Consider the following 17,210-nt stretch of genomic DNA (forward strand, 5'->3'; position numbering starts at 1 on the left):
GTCGACAAAATATGTTCGACAATACCCTCTCTTTTTTTATAGGATTTTTGCTATACTAAACTGTACTATAATACGTGGTGGAAGGAGGAAAATGATGAAAATACTTGTGGTGGATGATGAATCGAGTATTCGTAATTTGATTCGGATGCAGTTGGAGATGGAAGGTTATGAAGTATTGGCAGCGGCTGATGGGAGAGAAGCTTTAGAGAGATGGAATGAAGGGCCGGATGTATTGATTTTGGATGTTATGCTTCCGGATACGGATGGGTATGAGTTGCTTCGTTTGTTCCGTGAGAGGGATAGGGATATTCCGGTGCTGATGTTAACGGCAAAGAGTCAGATGAATGATAAGTTGCTTGGCTTGCAGCTTGGTGCTGATGATTATGTGACGAAGCCGTTTAATTATGCGGAGCTTATTCTTCGGGTTAAGAATATGGCGCGGCGTGTAAAGAAGACGGAGGCGGCTGTAAGTCATGAAGTAATTGAGGCTGGAGAGATAGTGATTTGTCCTAAGGAAAGAAAGGTACATGTGAGTGGACAAGAGATTCAGTTAACGTACCGAGAGTTTAATTTATGTCAGTTATTTGTTTCAAATCCGCAGCGTGTGTTTATGAGGGATGAGTTGCTTGAGAAAGTATGGGGATTTGAGTATATCGGAAATACGAGAGCAGTTGATATTATGGTGCAGAGACTTCGAAAGAAGCTTGGGACGAGCGGGGAATATATTAAGACAATTTATGGCGTTGGCTATAAACTGGATTGTTAAGTGGTGATGGTATGTCTTTAAAGCGAAATATGGTGTTTGGAATAGTTGGGCTGTTAATTCCGATTTTTGTTCTTTTATATGCAGTTGTTTATATTACGTTAGAAAAGAATATGTATCATAACGCAGCAGATTCTTTAGAAAAGTTAAGTGTAGAAGCACAAATTTATACGATGAATTATTTAGAGAAGGAAGCAGAAGTGGATACGCTTGGTCCGAATTCACTTTTAATTGCGTCGTATTTAGCGAAGCGTATGGATGTCCGTGTGCAGATGATCGGGAAGAATGGCGATGTTGTTGCAGATACACAAAAAGGAGCATTGCTTCACCGTAACATCGACATTGAGAGTTCTTTGAAGGGGAAGAAGTCTTACGTTTTTGAGGAGGCGGATCCAGCTCCTATTCTTTTGTTTTCAAGCCCGGTTTATTATGGAAACGATGTCATTGGAAGTATTCGTTTTATAAATGAGTTAACGGGTGAGAAGGAAGTTTTAACAAATGTGAGCTGGACTTTCTTAATGACATCTCTTTGTTTAGTAGCTACGGGTATTTTCTTTGCGATTCGTTTGGCGAAGTCTCTTCATAAACCAATTGATCAGTTGAGACAAATGGCACAGCGGCTCGCGAATGGTGATTATAAGAGTAAGATTGAGTTAAATGAGTATGTGGAAATCGCTCAGCTTTCAGCATCTTTTAATGCGATGGCCGATGGAATTGAGCTGCATATTAAGCAGTTGCAGGAGGAGAAAGAAAAGCAGAAAGATTTTCTAGACCGCATTACGCATGAGCTAAAAACACCGCTAACGGCAATTATCGGTTATGTGGATTTAATTCCGAAGTTACAATCGAAAGAAGATGTACAGGAAAGTCTTCGTTATGTGGCGGTGGAAAGTGAGCGTTTATTATCACTTGTAGAGGAACTGCTTAAGTCTTCGAAATATGGGACGAGTACGTTTGAAGTGTCTCCTACAGTTGTGAATATAAAGGAATTGGCAGAAGAAGCAGTTTCAATTGTGAAACCTCGTCTAAATCAGTTTGAAATTGAAGTGGTAAATGAGTTAACGGATGTACATGTTGTTGCGGATTTTGATAAGACGAAGCAAATTTTCTTAAATGTGCTTGATAATGCAATTAAGTATAGTGATGCTTCGCACATTCGTATGAATGTAATTGTAAATGAGCATGAGGCGAAGGTTTTTGTTCATGATGATGGGATCGGTATAGATGAAGTGGTGCTTGCAGAGTGGAATGAGTCTCCGAAAGGAAAGGCACTTCCTTCTAGTTACGGGAATGGTTATGGTTTGTATATTTGTCAGGAGATTATGAATAAGCAGGGCGGAAGCATGCGGATTGAGAGTAGTGAAGAAATAGGTACTACAATATTCATTACATTTTTGCTTCCGAGAAGGATGGAAGACATAAAAAACTTGAAAGCGGTTAAATGATACATTTATGAAACAATTATGCGGTATTTTCGAAACAACGTTTTTTTATCTTGGAGGTAGGCAGAAATGAAAAGGCTATCATTTCAAATTCTTATGTTTGTCATTTGTATGATTGTTTCTCTTGTTTTGTTTTATGTTATGGAGAAGCAAATCTATAATCGAATCAACATTGTAAATGATAAACAAGCCGTTTTACAAAGGGTGAATGAATCTCTTCCAATTGAAGTGAAAGTAAGACATGAAAAGTGGGGAGAAATCGTTGTAACGGATGAAGTTCGTTTGCATACGATTGTTTCATTCTTTGACCGAATTCGAATAGAGCCAGGGGACGTTAAGAGCCAAGAACAAGTATTTACTGGAGAAGTAACGTACTTGAATGGACATAAGCGTACTTTTGCAGTAGGTGACTTGTTCCAGTATGGGGAAAATGTATACGGAAAGAATGGCATGGATCCGATGATTTCAGCACTTCAAACGTATTTATTAAGCCTGTATTACACGCCAGAGCGTATTAGTGATTTCTTTGCTTCAGCAAAGGATGTCGTAGTACGTCAAGGCGATGTGGTACGTACTATCAATCTTACGCACATACTTGATTCTATTTGGTACGCAAAGCAAATTACAGATTACGGAGAAATTCAGAAGTTATTACAATCGCAGAATGAACCGATTGCTTATATTACAGCTTATAAAACAGGTAAGCGCGTAAAAAATGATCGTGAAGATATTCTTACGATTTCTGTGTATCCATCGTACTTTGTTGTGCAATATCTCGGTGATAATAACGGAAATGTCATGTATATGAAAGGCTCTCTAGCAGAGTTATTCGTAAAGGAGAATGCGTCATGAGAAAGATAGCCTTTTTCTTCTTTTTGCTAGTAATTGGAGGAGCGATGTCTAGTTGCTCTCGAGATACAACCTCTATTAAATATAGTAAAAATGGTCTCCCTATTTTGGATGATCGTCATATTGTTGCGTATGTAGCGGCTCGTGAGGAAGTTGGTGAAGCGTTACTTTCATCATTTTGTAAGCCGCGCGGATGTACGTATGAATTTATTCGTCTTTCAACAGAAGAACTTCTTCGTAGAGTGGAAGAAGAAGCTGGAAATCCGAAGGCGGATATTATTATTGGCGGTACAGTAGATGCGCATCAAATGATGAAGCAAAAAAATCTTTCTATTCCTGTGATAAGCCAACATGCAAATCGTATTTCAAAAACTGTTAAAGATAAAGATGGTTATTGGTACGGTTATGAAGTGGAGAAGCTGGCAATTGCGATTAATAAAGAGCGGTGGAACGAGGAAATAGCGCCGCTCGGTCTCTCGTATCCGTTAAGATGGAAAGATTTATTGAATCCAGTATATAAAGGAAAGATTGTCATGCCCGATCCAAATGTTTCAGGTACAGCATATACGTTTTTCCAATCACTGATTGATACGTTAGGTGAAGAGGAAGCGAAGGGATATGTGAAGAATCTGGCAGAACAAGTTGGAGAAGTAACAGTGAATGGTTACATCCCAGCAGAACTTGTTGCGAGCGGTGAATATATGATAGGCATCAACTTTATGGGAGATCAGAGAATGCTTCAAAAACAAGGCTTTCCGATTTTAAGTAACGAACCTGAGCAAACAGGGTTATCTGTTAATGCGATTTCGAAACTAAAACGTGCACCGAGTGGTATTATTGCGGATTTATTTATTGATTATTGTTTATCAGAAGAAGCGGGGCATATTTTAGAAAAAGTGTCGTTTGGCGTACCAACGATGTTTGCGAAGAATGAGAAAGAAATAGAAGGACAGCCGGTTAGAAGGACGAACCAAAATATATCAAATAGCGGAATAATCGAGATATGGAATAGACAGCGTCTCTCTCTGAAGTGAGAAAAGGAGACGAAAATATATGTTTAAATGGCTCAAGCCAGCACCTGCAATTGAAAGATTGCCAGCGGATATGATCGACCGTGTATATCGATTACTACGTATTCGTGTGTTAATCGGAATTTCAGTTGGATATGCTGCTTATTATTTAGTTCGTAGTAACTTTACGTTATCAAGTACGTATTTAGTACAAGAATATGGTTTTAGTACAGCTGAAATTGGTCTACTAGGCTCAGTAATGGCAATTGTTTATGGATTTAGTAAGTTCTTTATGGGTAATTTATCAGATAAAGCTTTCGCCCAGCGCTTTATTGCAGTCGGTTTATTCTTATCAGGGCTTGTAAATATTTGTTTCGGCTTTGCATCATCCTTTGGGATGATTGTTACATTACTTGTTGTTAACGGTATTGTACAAGGTATGGGAGCACCACCTTGTAGTATTGTTATGACGAAATGGTTCTCGAAGAAAGAACGTGGTACGAAAACAGGCCTTTGGAATATTTCACATAACGTTGGTGGAATGCTTGTACCACCACTTGTCGGAATTGGTGTAGGTATTTTCGGTGAAAATCATTGGCAAGGCGGCGTGTTTATTTTCCCTGCGATTATCGCAATGGTAATTGCAGTACTTGTTTGGATCAATGCGAAGGATACACCAGAATCTGAAGGTCTTCCTCCAATTGATGAGTATCGTAATGACTATGAAAATCTTGAAAAAGCAGATAATGCTAACAAGATGTCACCAAAAGAAATTTTAATGAAGTATGTAGTGAAAAATAAATTTGTATGGTTCTTATGTATTGCGAATGCTTTTGTTTATTTAATTCGTTTCGGTGTTATTAACTGGGTTCCACTTTATTTAACGACAGTTAAAGGATTTTCAAAAGCAGAAGCGCATGCGGCATATGCAATCTTTGAAGGTATGGCAATTCCAAGTTCATTAATCGTTGGTTTTTTAAGTGATAAATTATTTAAAGGAAAACGTATGCCATTATGTATTATTAGTATGGTTGGAGTTGTTATTGGTACGTTTATATATTGGCAAGCAACTAGCGTACTTGTTGTAAGTATTGCAGTTTCTATTATCGGTTGTTTAATTTATGTACCACAGTTCTTAATCGGTTTAAGTGCGATGGAATTAGTACCGAAATTTGCAGTAGGTACGACAGTTGGTATGTGTGGTCTATTCGGTTACGTAGGCGGAAGTCTTGTAGCTAACGCAGCAATTGGTGTTATTGTTGATAGTTCTGGCTGGGATGGTTGTTTCATCTTACTATTAACAGGAGCGGTTTTATCAACAATCTTCTTATTTATTGTTCAACGTGGACATGAGAGAAAAGATCCTAAAGTAGCGTAATATTTTGTTTGAAAAGCTATCCAATTATTATTTTGGATGGCTTTTTCTATATAATATAAACTTTCCTTAAATCTATCTTAAAAGATATAATGTCATATTTCTAATCATTGGAATTTTTGTTACAATATAAATGGATGTGTAAAACTTTGTAAAAACAATGTAATAATATGTAATCTATTTTCAGAAAGTTTTATACAATTTTTATATTAAACTATTAAGTTATAAAAAGGAGAGAGAATATGTTACCAAATACGGTTCGTACTCCAAACAAGAAGAAGAAATGGATTATTATTGGGGTTATTGCACTAATTGTTATTGTAGCGGCAATTAATATTTTTGTTATGCAAGGTAAGAAGAAGGGTGCATCAACAACGTCTGATGCTGTAAGTTTTGAGAAAGTGACAGAACGTAAGCTGAATAATACGAAGTTAATTTCTGGTCAGGTGAAGCCTGGTAATATTGAAAGTTTCTATGCAGATCCGGCCAAAGGAAAAGTGAAAGATATTGAGGTAAAAGAAGGGCAAGAGGTAGAAAAAGGTACGAAGTTATTCTCTTATGACAATGAAGAGATTAATCTTCAAATGAAGCAAGCTGAGCTTGATCAGAAGATGGCGGATATGCGTTACGATCAAGGGAAAAAGAAGATTGATTCATTGAAGAAAGAAATTAAGAAGGCGAAAGATAGCGGGGCTGGGAAAGAAGTAACAGATCCAATGGACGAGCAAGTAAACGAGTTAGAGATAGGACAAAAAACAATTGACCTTGAGAAAGAAAAAGGAAAGTTGCAGAAAGAAGAGTTAAGTAAGAAGCAGAAAGAACTTACGATTTATAGCAATTTTGCTGGTGTTGTTCAAAAGTTAGATAAAGATGCGGCACAAAGTTCATCTCAAGCGCTAGGCGGTCAAGGAAAAGCGTTTTTACAAGTAGCTTCTAAAGATCCATTCCAAGTTCAAGGTACGTTAACTGAGCTTCAGAAGTCACAAATTCAAAAAGATCAAACATTCACTGTAACTGCGAAAGCAAATAATAAGAAGAAGTGGACAGGTAAGATTACAGAGGTAAGTGAGTTCCCAACAAGTGCAGAGATGGCGCAAGCTGGCGGCATGGGTGAAGCAACTCAAAATATGTCTCAATATACATATAAAGCAAGTCTTGATAGCCAAGACGGTTTATCTCCAGGCTACCACGTTTCATTGCAGGTAAACTTAGAGAATAAGAAAATGATTGCTGTCCCAAGTAAGAGCATTGTAGAAAAAGGCGATGATGCATTTGTTTATGTTGAGGAAAAAGGTAAGCTTCGTAAACAAAATGTGAAAAAAGGTTCTACTGATGGAGACTGGACAGAGGTTGTAGAAGGCGTAACAGTGGGGCAAAAGGTGGTTAAAAATCCTTCCGACGATGTGTATGACGGAATGGAAGTGAAAGAGAAATGATTACGTTAAATCATATTGCTAAAACGTATTATCAAGGAAAATTGGCGGTGCCGATTTTACATGGTATTAGTTTAACGATTCAGAGCGGTGAGTTCGTTTCAATTATGGGGCCGTCTGGTTCTGGTAAGTCGACGCTTATGAATATTATCGGTTGTTTAGATCGTCCAACAGAAGGCGAATATATGCTGAATGACGTGAATATCTTAACAGCAGACGAGTCAAAGCTTGCTTTAATTCGTAATGAATATATTGGCTTTGTATTCCAGCATTTTAATTTACTACCTCGTCTTTCCGCAGTGGAAAATGTTGAGCTTCCGCTCGTATATGGTGGCGTGAAGAAAGCGGAGCGTCGCAAGCGTGCTTTGGAAGCGCTAGGTAAAGTTGGATTGGCAGATCGCGTGCATCATTTACCAAATGAGTTATCAGGTGGACAGAAGCAGCGTGTAGCGATTGCAAGAGCGATTGCGAATAACCCAACGTTCATTATGGCCGATGAACCGACTGGTGCACTTGATACGAAGTCTGGTGAGCAAGTTATGAATATTTTCACGAAGCTTAATGCAGAAGGTACGACGATTGTTATGGTTACGCATGAAGAGGAAGTAGCAGCGTATTCTTCCCGCCGCATTGTACTGCGAGACGGGAAAGTTACAGAAGATAGAAGGTGTGCGGTATGAGTTTACTAGATAGTATAAAAATTGCCCTGTCTTCTATTTTAGCTCATAAACTGCGTTCAGCTCTTACGATGCTCGGTATTATTATTGGGGTAGGTTCGATTATTACTGTCGTTGCAATTGGGCAAGGCGGGGAAGCTGCATTGAAATCGCAGTTTGTTGGGGCAGGTAATCAAACGGTTCCGATTCATTATAGTGCAGATATAAACGATCCTTTCGGTATGGGAATGGTAGAAGCACCGAAGATAACTGAAGAAGACATTTTTGAAATTAAAAAAATTCCAGAGATCGCACATGTGGTAACAACAAATTCCAGCATGGAACCACTTGATATTGAAGATAAAAAAGAAATGGTAAGTATTACTGGATTAGATAGTGAGTACTTTGCAGTAAATAAAGTAAAGTTGTTAAAGGGACGTTCTTTACAAGAATCAGATGTGGATCAGGGTAATAACGTTGTCATGATTAGTAAACAAATGGAAGAAAAGGTGTTTAAGGATACCAATCCAGTCGGTAAAATTATTGAAATGAAAGGTCAACCGATGCAAATTATCGGTGTCTACAAATCAGATAATGAGTTTATGGGAATGGGACCATCAGAAGCACTAGTTCCAATTTCATTATGGCCGACACTGTATGGAAAAGATGAAATTCAAAATATTTCTGTTCAAGCAAAAAATGTAGATAATCTAGAAAAAGCAGGTAAAAAAGCTGCAGATGTTTTAAATAGTCGTAAACCGACCGATGCAACTGGTAAATATGAAGTTATGAATTTAAAAGAAATTCAAGAAGGTATTTCGAAGATGACTGGTATTATGACAATGATCATCGGTGGTATCGCTGGTATTTCATTAGTCGTTGGTGGAATTGGTGTTATGAACATCATGCTTGTATCTGTAACGGAGCGTACACGTGAAATTGGTGTACGTAAAGCACTTGGAGCAACGCGTAGTAAAATTTTATTACAGTTTTTAATTGAAGCTGTTATGTTAACACTTCTAGGTGGTTTAATCGGAATTGGTCTTGGGTATGGCGGAGCATATATCGTTTCTACATTCGCAAAATGGCCACCACTCGTTTCGTGGGAAGTTGTCGTTGGAGGCGTACTGTTCTCGATGACACTCGGTATTATTTTCGGATTAATTCCAGCAAATAAAGCTGCGAAATTAGATCCAATTGAAGCATTGCGTTATGAGTAATTAATAGTGTAGTAGAACTACACATTACCGTTCTAGTGGGCGGTTCGTAGCCTCTATATGAGGAAGTGAACCGCCCGTTAGAACGGGTTATATAAATAGAAGGAGGCGTTATAATGGAAGCAAATATTAATACGCAAGATGTAGGTGCGAAGAAGCCATCATTATTAGGAATGATTACTTCTCCAGGTGAGCAGTTTGAGAGAATGAAGAATAGTAATGCAGTTTGGGGTGCGTTTTGGATACTTTCTTTACTATCGGGGATTACTGGTGGAATTGGTGCTTATGTATATTCTTTAACACCTGAATCAATTAAGCTCAATCAAGAATTAGGGGTTAATGTTACACCTGTAATGACTTTCGGTGCTGGTTTTGTATTTGGTGTTATCGGTATGATAATAGGTTTCTTCATTAGTGCTGCTGTATATAAAGTGTTAATGATGTTAATGAGCAATGATACTTCTTACAAGAAATTATTAACAATTAATGTATATTCAAGCATTATTTCAGTACTTGGTTTATTAATAAATATAGTTTTAGCACTTATTCTAGGTGGTTCAGGAAAAGAACTTTACACTGGTTTAGGCCCAATTTTTGCTTCAAGTGGAGGCGCTGTAAAAGGTATTGCAAATAGCATTGAAGTATTTACAATTTGGGGATTTGTTATCACATGGTTAGGTCTTCAAATTACGGCCGGTTTAAGTAAAAAGAAGGCAACGATTCTTATGGTTATCTTCTTCATTTTAACGATCGGCTTTGGTGCACTAAGAGGATTGGTGCAATAATATTGATATTTCATGTAACTAGAAAGAAATGCAGCAATTATAAAAGTAATTGCTGCATTTTTGTTATAAGGAGAAGATACATATATTTAAGAAACTTATAGCAAATTTTTTGTTCATGTTACAAGTTATATTTTAGCTACTGGTCTATATGCGATCGATAGATTTTTCAAAAATATAACTACAGAATAGTATAACTTGAGAACTCATAAACAAAAGGTTCCTTCTAATGTATAGAAGGAGCCTTTTTTATTTTTACCCCTATTTCAAATACCACCAACAAAATTTCAAATACTAGCTGGTGTAATTTCAAATTCCGTCGGTAGTATTTGAAATTACTCACGGTGAAATCTTTTGTTTATTTTTATATTGTGAAGGTACCGCGGAATACTAGAAAGGTATACCTTTTAGAAACGGGTACTGTGTGAAGCCAGCGACTTTTATAGAGACAGTTGTTTTGTATGAAGGGATGATTGTAAATCAAATAAAGAAATTAGGTATCCGTCAAGATTATGAAGAGTATTATCAATGTGGTTTAATTGGTCTTTGGCATGCGTATGAAAGATTTGATGCAAAGAAGGGATATTTCCCTGCATATGCACTTGTAACGGTGCGTGGTTATATATTAGAAAGATTGAAGAAAGAATCTACTTTGCAAGAAAGATGTGTATGTGTAGGTGAGTATGAGGATATCTTTCATTTTGAAGATGTTGAAATAAGAGTGAAGGATTTTATGAGTGTGTTAGACGAGAAGGAGAAGTATATTATTTTTGAACGTTTTTTTGTAGGGAAGACGATGGGAGAAATCGCTTTAGAGACGGAAATGACATATTATCAAGTAAGGTGGATGTATCGGCAAGCAATCGAGAAAATGCGCGATAGTGTAAAAGGATAAAAATAGCAAATAGAATGGAAGGTGAGGAAATACTACCTTCCATTCTATTTGTTATTAAGGTGATGAATCTTGCATGTTCATTTGGGATAATACATATCCCGCTTTCCATAATTGCTGACTTAGCTTATGGGAACTAATTTGTATCGTTACGGTAGCTCCGTTTGAAAAATGAATTTTAGCTCGTTTAGCTTTTTTGAAAAACTCTATTGTATGAACATGTTTGAAGAAAAGCCAAATACAATTTGGAGAAGCAGGAGATTCTGTTGGGAAAGCACAAATATATTCTCTATGATTGATCGGAATTGGAACGTTTTGTTTAAATTTAAATTTTGTTTTTACAGCATTACGTCTCCCTTGATAAGTAGAATGAATATTTGTTAGACAAGATTTCTGTATAAGTTGGAGAGCAGTTTGACAGGAGTAAAGATGGTTTCCGCTACTGTCAATAATTTTTGTACGGTAATAAGGGTGTTTACATGGTTCAAGCATCATTGTAGAACTAGAAATAAAAATGTTGTTTTCATTATCCATAATTCTATATCCTCCCTTATAATTTCCATTCTGAATATAATTATATATAAATTAAGTAAATTAATTGTTAATATTCTATTTCATATTGTAAATTTTGGCTATTCGTTTACAATCAATAGGTGATAGTCTTTCTAAGTTGCATCGCTTGTACATATATATGAAAATAGAAAAGAGTAGGCGGTGATATAGTATGAAGAAAAAGTATATTATTATGGCTTTAGTTGTCGTTCTCCTAGTATATTTAGCAAACAGTAATCCGAGTAAGGGCGAATATACAGAATGGGCAGCGAAACAGTTTATGAAGCGTAATGATGTGAGTAAGAAGCTAGATGAAGTTCAAAAAGAGAATGAAGAGGGTCTCCTTGGCGATTTGGCATCGGCCGGTAAAAAGTTAGCGAAAAAGTATGTTGAACCACAAGTTGGGTTATTAATTGATCATTATACGAAGCGAAATGATTATATATTCTTCTCAACATATACGACTGAGTTTGATATAGGGGAAGAACATTATAAGTATGTATGCGTCGGTTTTTCAAAGGTTTTTATCCCGATTGAAATGCCGAAGAAAAAAGACGAATCTGCAAAATGATGCAGATTCGTCTTTTTCATTTTATAGAGTAATTGGAACTTCAGATACATTTTTTTCTACAAGGCGAGCTCCCTTTTTTCTTGTATTTTCATCAATGGATGAAAATACAGATGAGGCAAGGATTGTATCCATTACTTGATTTACGACTTGTGCATCGATTGGTGTGATGGGCGTATCGATAGAAAAAACGACTGTTTTTCCATCTTCTTTCGCGAAAATCAACTCTAGTACTTGCATGTGTTATTCCCTCCTTTGTATTTATCCCGCTATTTACGGGATTTGGGTCTGTTGGTTAAATTGCGGGCTAATAATCAGCGGGGATGAATAAAATCCCCACTGATCCGAGTTTTACTTTATAGTTTAGAAAGATCTGATGTGCTTACAAGTTGTACAGAGTGAAGTGGTGATGCTTGTAAGGAAGCTAGAGCATGAGCTACGTTGTGTACTTGATCTAAGCTCGCATTTGTTTTAACACGTTTAAATTGTTTGCTCTTGAAAACTGTTTTGCCGTTCTTATCTAATCCGTTGTTTAAGACAAGACGTAAAGTTAAATCCATTACGATTGTTTCAATTGCCATGTGTATCACCCCCTTTCACTTTATAAATAGGGCGTGAATGTCATGTTTTGGCGTGAAATTTTTTCTTTTTTTTGGTACCCTTAAAAGATGAAGAGAGGAGAATTCTGGATAATGAATCGTAAATGGTTATTTTGGATTCCTGTATTACTATGGATGGGGCTGATTTTCTATTCTTCGGCACAACCATATAAAAAGCAGGATATGCGTTCAGATATTGAACAATATGTAAATGTTGAATTTGTGAAAGAGCATTTTTCATGGGTATCTATCGATTATGGTGGAGGAACCCCTGTTAGTATTGCGAATAAAGGTGTAGGCGGATTTATTGAGTTTTTCCTTCGTAAAGGTGCTCATTTTATGGTGTTCTTTATGCTAGGTTCATTGATTTATTACGCTTTTCATCGATCAGGTTATTCGAGGAAAAGATGTTTTATATATGCCCTTCTTTTCGTTGCGGGTTATGCAACATTTGATGAAATTCACCAATGGTTTACGGGAGACCGTACACCAATGTGGCAAGATTCATTGCTTGATACGTGCGGCGGGTTAACGGGGATTATAATAAGTAATTGGTTTTGGAATAGAAAAAAGCGCTAATCTCATTTCGAGATTAGCGCTTTTTTTGCGGGTAGTAAAACTCTACGTGATTGGCCTAATTAAAGTTTCACTTTATACACCGAGTAATTCTTTTAGTTCGTCTGTTGATAGTTCAGTCATCCAACTATCGCTTGTGATGACTGCATTGTTTAGAGATTGTTTTCTTTCTAGCATTTCATCAATTTTTTCTTCTAATGTTCCTGTTGTAATGAGTTTGTGAACATGAACAAATCGTTTTTGACCAATGCGATATGCGCGGTCTGTTGCTTGATTTTCCACAGCTGGATTCCACCAACGATCGTAGTGAATGACATGGTTGGCAGCAGTTAAGTTTAATCCTGTTCCGCCAGCTTTTAAGGATAAGATGAAAATGTCATACGTTCCGTTTTGGAACTCCTCAATCATCTTGTCGCGATCTTTTTTCGGTACACTACCGTTTAAGAAGAGGACACGCTGGCCGAATTTTTCTTCTAGCACGCGTTTTAGCATGTTCCCCATGCCGATATATTGAGTGAAGATGAGGCAACTTTCATTTTGATCTTTTATATTTTCTATGAGCTCCATTAACGTTTTTGTTTTCATAGAGCGTTCAACGACATTTTGTGGCTCTTCTTCTTTTAAATAAAGAGCTGGATGATTACAAATTTGTTTTAGCTTGTTCAGCATAAGTAATATAAAGCCGCGTCTTTCAATGCCACTTAATCCTTCGACATTTTGCAGTGTATCTTGAACAAGTTGTTCATATAAGGAAGCTTGTTCACCAGTAAGAGGACAGTAAGCTTTTTGTTCTTGTTTATCTGGTAAATTTAATGCGACTGTTTGATCTTTCTTCGTTCGGCGCAGTAAAAATGGTGAGATAAACCGTTGAACTTGCTGGATTTTTCCTTCATCACGATCCTTTTCAATTGGTGTGACGAAGCGGCGTTGGAATTGCCCTAAGCTTCCGAGATATCCATGATTAATAAAGTCGAAAATGGACCAAAGTTCAGCAAGGCGATTTTCCATCGGTGTACCAGTTAAAGCGATTTTGTGATTTGCTTGCAAGTTTCGTACTGCTTTCGACTGTTTCGTATGTGGGTTCTTAATATTTTGTGCTTCATCCAAAATAACAGCATCCCAGCATAATGAAGTTAGTTCTTCCTCATCGAGTTGAGCTAATGCATAAGATGTTAATACAACATCTGCTGATTGAAGGAAATCTTCAAAAGAATTGCCCTTATCTCTATTACTTCCGTAATGTAATTGAACACGTAAATTCGGTGCGAAACGCTCAAATTCTTTTTGCCAATTTCCAAGAACAGATGTCGGCGCTACGATTAATGCAGGGCCTGTTTTGAGATTGTTTTCTTTTATATATAGTAAGTAAGAGATTGTTTGAATACTTTTCCCGAGTCCCATATCGTCAGCTAGCAATGCTCCAAATCCAAGTTTTCGTAAATATAATAACCATTCAATGCCGTGTTGTTGATACGGGCGAAGTGTTGCGTTTAGTGAAGTAGGGACATCTACTTTTGGAATATCTCCAATATGAAGCAGCTTTTGGAATAGTTCCTCATAATATCCATCTAGTTCGATTTCAATATCAGTAAACGGACTATCATCTTCTACAATTTCTGTTTCAGCCGTATTTGATAAATGTTGCTGCAGGACATCTTTCATCTCTAGTCCGTATTTATCGGCACGGTTCATGAGTTTCCTTACTTCTTCGATAAAGGCTGGATCTAGTCGCATCCATTGACCATTTATATTAAATAGACGTTTATTTTGTTCAACGAGTTCGAAAAATTCGCTTTCTGATAAATCAATGCCGTTCGTCGAAATGCGCCAATCAAAATTAACGAGCGTATTCATACCGAAGAACGATTGTGTTTGTGCTATATTTTGCTTCAGCTGGACACGTAATTTCGGTTTTGTTGCTTTTAAATTTTGCCACCATGATGGTAGTAAAATTGTAATACCGGCTGCAAGTAACTCGTCGCTTGCTTCTGTTAAGAAGTTCCACGCTTCTGTTTCAAAGAGTTCATTTCGGAACGTATCTCCTTCTTTTAACCACGGTATGAGTTTACTAAAACCTTCTTGTGTTTCTGTAATCCGTTCTTCGTAATCGTGCCATCTTTTCGGTAAGGAATCGATGTTTTCATATACATATATGCGATGCGCCCCGCGCTTTGGTGTCACAATTGTTTCAAGCTTCCACATTTCAAATTCTTCTTGTGGTTCTTGTAGTCTTAGTCCGATTGTAAACGGAAGATCATCTTCAATATAACCAATTTTCCGAAGCCAATCTTCTTCATGTAGTGCTGTTTCCAGTTGTCTTTTCGTAAAGTCATAATGTTCATATAGTCTTTTAGCATCTTCCCAGCCGTCATTTGAGCGGTTGTCTTGTAATATGCTTTCATTTACTGCTGCTGAGAAAAGCGATGCTAATGTGTCATCTTCAATTGGTGTATTTTGAACTTTCCAAGATGGTTGTTTAGGCCAATGATTCATATCTGGTACGAAACTACCACTCGTAAAGGCATCCCATAGTTCATTTGCATCTTTCGTAAGTGCTGTAATCATGCCGTTTATTTGAATATGTGCAAAGGAATTCATCGGTTTGTTTGCAATGTATTCAAAGGCTTGTGCATTTGTTAGCAGCACACCTTGTTTTCCTTCGAAGGTTGCTTCTTTTAGAAACGTACCGTAGAAAGAAGTGGAGTGCCATGTGAATGCATTTCGTTTCCAACTTGTTACGGATAATGGAGTACCGCTGTCATCTTCTCCCCAAAGGAACCAACCTTGACTAACATGCTGGAGCCTAATTGTTACTTCAGTTTGATTGATCATCGATTAATTTTCCTTTCCGTAATTCCTCTTGTAGTGCACGCAGACGTGAATGGAGATTGGCGATGTGAATAATGAAAGCATCCCATTCATCGGTGCGTTTTAATCGTTTATATAATGTACGTAATTTCTTTAAGTAACGAACTGCACGTTTATATGATTTACGATTTCGTTCTTCAATCGCCTCTACAGCAGCAAGATGGTAAAGAGGAAGTGCCACTTCTGGCGCTTCTTTTTCAATATCTTTCAGTGGCTCTTTCAACAGTTCGATTGCCTCAAATCCATATAAGAGATGAAGCTCTGCCCATGTGCGATACTGTTTTTTCGCGAGTACGTACTGTTCGTAGTTTGTGAAACTATACGGTAATAGTTCTTGTAAAATCATTTCAAAACCAGCTTGTTCATTTGTATGTGTTGCGTATGTTTCATACATGATTACAAATAGCCGAACGATATCTTTTATGAAAATCGTATTTTCGTGATCTTGGATCGTTTTCTTTACTTGTTTATACGTAAAGGAAAGCCAGTTTTTTGCACGATCCCATTGCATGGCACTTAATAGTTCTTCTAACCAATAGAAGTATAGACTCACAACAGAAGCAGGTTGTTTCTTTAGTAAGTCCATCGCTAGTAAATCTTCATCATTTAAAAAGAGAAGATGAGAAGACGCTAATGCTTTGGATAGTGGATTGATTTTCGTATCGATTCGTTTTTCTTCCTCTTGTATGTTCTCTTTATTGTTTAAAAGTTCACTCCATATGTGACGATAAATGAAAAATCGCTCTTGCGTATAAGCGTCGGTAGAGAAGAATACTTCATGAACGAGACGAGTTGTTTCTTGCAAAATTATTTCAGACTCTGAAGGAATCGCTTCTGATTGTAAGTCCCGAACGATGGATTCCACTTTATCTACAAATAGGCGAATGACATTAACAGGTTGGTGATAAGAATACGTTTTGTTTGCTTCGAATGCCTGAATTTCTTCTAATAATTTTTGAAAGCAGTAAATTGCTGCATGTAACCTGAATAATTCATGTATGGCGATGACGCGCGGAGCTTTCCGCTCAAGCTTCGTATAGAAATCTGTAAAGATACTCATAAGAAAATACATTTGTTTATAAGTAAGGCGAGCTTGTTCTTTTTTAAATGATTCATATTCTTTTTCAAAATATGATTCCCAACTTTTATAATCCGTTTCTTCAAAAGCTGATGATTGCAATACTTGTCTTGCAGTTCTAATAGGAGGAAGGGAAGGTTTCGTATTATTTTTAAATAAAGTTAATACATCTCCTACTTGCCCGAAACTAGACGCTGCAGATAGTAATACAGCGAGCATATGCTCACATTGTGTTGGTGCGAAGCAATCACAATAACTTTCAGCGACATTACGAATCGGAATATGAACGCTATATACGTTGCCTTCCGCATCTACAGTTCCTGACAGTGTATAACCATCAAAGTCAACGTTGTAGACAACACCACTACGATATAGGTGCCGAGCTGTAGCGACATGTTCCTGATCAGCTGTTTGCTGTGGATCTAGTCCTTGAACGAACTCATTCGCAATCATCATAATTTCATCTTTCGTAATTGAGTGTTGCAGCATAATATTCCTCCGTACACATATTTCTTTCCTTTACCATTATAAACAAAAAATGCTCAAAACA

The 17,210-nt window shown here is 37.2% G+C and carries 17 protein-coding genes; 12 read left to right on the forward strand and 5 right to left on the reverse strand.

Annotation, left to right across the window (positions count from 1 at the left end; translation table 11 throughout):
• Positions 1–94 precede the first annotated feature (94 nt).
• The 10 genes from QCI79_RS14620 (at position 95) to QCI79_RS14665 (ending at position 10,422) form a co-directional block, all read left to right on the forward strand.
• Positions 95–766, forward strand: a complete 672-nt coding sequence (locus tag QCI79_RS14620; RefSeq protein ID WP_000699553.1) for a response regulator transcription factor — start codon at positions 95–97, stop codon at positions 764–766.
• 11 nt (positions 767–777) lie between these two features.
• Positions 778–2,208, forward strand: coding sequence for a HAMP domain-containing sensor histidine kinase (locus QCI79_RS14625; protein ID WP_000054027.1), 1,431 nt, complete (start codon positions 778–780; stop codon positions 2,206–2,208).
• Positions 2,209–2,274: 66 nt separating this feature from the next.
• A complete protein-coding gene (locus QCI79_RS14630; RefSeq protein ID WP_000826626.1) occupies positions 2,275–3,057 on the forward strand; it encodes a DUF3919 family protein in 783 nt (260 codons plus the stop codon).
• Complete coding sequence (locus QCI79_RS14635; RefSeq protein WP_001225645.1) at positions 3,054–4,088, forward strand: ABC transporter substrate-binding protein; 1,035 nt, start codon at positions 3,054–3,056, stop codon at positions 4,086–4,088. Before QCI79_RS14630 ends, QCI79_RS14635 begins: the two co-directional genes overlap by 4 nt.
• A 19-nt stretch (positions 4,089–4,107) precedes the next feature.
• A complete protein-coding gene (pgtP, locus tag QCI79_RS14640) occupies positions 4,108–5,442 on the forward strand; it encodes an MFS transporter (RefSeq protein ID WP_000477602.1) in 1,335 nt (444 codons plus the stop codon).
• Positions 5,443–5,681: 239 nt separating this feature from the next.
• The gene (locus QCI79_RS14645; RefSeq protein ID WP_000937331.1) at positions 5,682–6,875 is read left to right on the forward strand and encodes an efflux RND transporter periplasmic adaptor subunit; all 1,194 of its coding nucleotides are present in this window, start codon (positions 5,682–5,684) and stop codon (positions 6,873–6,875) included.
• Positions 6,872–7,552: an ABC transporter ATP-binding protein gene (locus QCI79_RS14650; protein ID WP_000631604.1), complete on the forward strand. Its 681-nt coding sequence runs from the start codon at positions 6,872–6,874 to the stop codon at positions 7,550–7,552. Before QCI79_RS14645 ends, QCI79_RS14650 begins: the two co-directional genes overlap by 4 nt.
• Positions 7,549–8,748, forward strand: coding sequence for an ABC transporter permease (locus tag QCI79_RS14655; RefSeq protein ID WP_000054347.1), 1,200 nt, complete (start codon positions 7,549–7,551; stop codon positions 8,746–8,748). Before QCI79_RS14650 ends, QCI79_RS14655 begins: the two co-directional genes overlap by 4 nt.
• Before the next feature lie 113 nt (positions 8,749–8,861).
• Complete coding sequence (yknW, locus tag QCI79_RS14660; protein ID WP_000387916.1) at positions 8,862–9,530, forward strand: YknW family membrane protein; 669 nt, start codon at positions 8,862–8,864, stop codon at positions 9,528–9,530.
• Between the two features lie 421 nt (positions 9,531–9,951).
• Positions 9,952–10,422, forward strand: a complete 471-nt coding sequence (locus tag QCI79_RS14665) for a sigma-70 family RNA polymerase sigma factor (RefSeq protein WP_000801278.1) — start codon at positions 9,952–9,954, stop codon at positions 10,420–10,422.
• 54 nt (positions 10,423–10,476) lie between these two features.
• Here the strand turns inward: QCI79_RS14665 and QCI79_RS14670 are convergent, their stop codons facing one another.
• Positions 10,477–10,953, reverse strand: a complete 477-nt coding sequence (locus QCI79_RS14670; protein WP_000368313.1) for a competence protein ComK — start codon at positions 10,951–10,953, stop codon at positions 10,477–10,479.
• 190 nt (positions 10,954–11,143) lie between these two features.
• Here QCI79_RS14670 and QCI79_RS14675 point away from each other — a divergent pair, with 190 nt between their 5' ends.
• Entirely contained in the window at positions 11,144–11,542 is a 399-nt protein-coding gene (locus QCI79_RS14675; protein WP_000731406.1) for a DUF4359 domain-containing protein, read from the forward strand.
• Positions 11,543–11,563: 21 nt separating this feature from the next.
• Here QCI79_RS14675 and QCI79_RS14680 read toward each other — a convergent pair whose 3' ends face one another.
• Together QCI79_RS14680 and QCI79_RS14685 are read right to left on the reverse strand one after the other, a co-directional pair.
• A complete protein-coding gene (locus QCI79_RS14680; protein ID WP_001197593.1) occupies positions 11,564–11,779 on the reverse strand; it encodes a DUF2922 domain-containing protein in 216 nt (71 codons plus the stop codon).
• Between the two features lie 116 nt (positions 11,780–11,895).
• The gene (locus QCI79_RS14685; protein ID WP_000963862.1) at positions 11,896–12,120 is read right to left on the reverse strand and encodes a DUF1659 domain-containing protein; all 225 of its coding nucleotides are present in this window, start codon (positions 12,118–12,120) and stop codon (positions 11,896–11,898) included.
• 111 nt (positions 12,121–12,231) lie between these two features.
• Between QCI79_RS14685 and QCI79_RS14690 the strand changes: the two genes are divergently transcribed.
• The gene (locus QCI79_RS14690; RefSeq protein WP_001080708.1) at positions 12,232–12,717 is read left to right on the forward strand and encodes a VanZ family protein; all 486 of its coding nucleotides are present in this window, start codon (positions 12,232–12,234) and stop codon (positions 12,715–12,717) included.
• Between the two features lie 72 nt (positions 12,718–12,789).
• On the opposite strand, the gene QCI79_RS14695 is transcribed toward QCI79_RS14690, so the two are convergent.
• Both QCI79_RS14695 and QCI79_RS14700 read right to left on the reverse strand, forming a co-directional pair.
• The gene (locus tag QCI79_RS14695; RefSeq protein ID WP_021727874.1) at positions 12,790–15,546 is read right to left on the reverse strand and encodes a DEAD/DEAH box helicase; all 2,757 of its coding nucleotides are present in this window, start codon (positions 15,544–15,546) and stop codon (positions 12,790–12,792) included.
• A complete protein-coding gene (locus tag QCI79_RS14700) occupies positions 15,530–17,149 on the reverse strand; it encodes an SWIM zinc finger family protein (RefSeq protein WP_000939136.1) in 1,620 nt (539 codons plus the stop codon). Before QCI79_RS14700 ends, QCI79_RS14695 begins: the two co-directional genes overlap by 17 nt.
• Positions 17,150–17,210: the final 61 nt, after the last annotated feature.

The sequence above is a fragment of the Bacillus cereus group sp. MG1 genome (assembly GCF_040460035.1).
Lineage (GTDB): Bacteria > Bacillota > Bacilli > Bacillales > Bacillaceae_G > Bacillus_A > Bacillus_A cereus.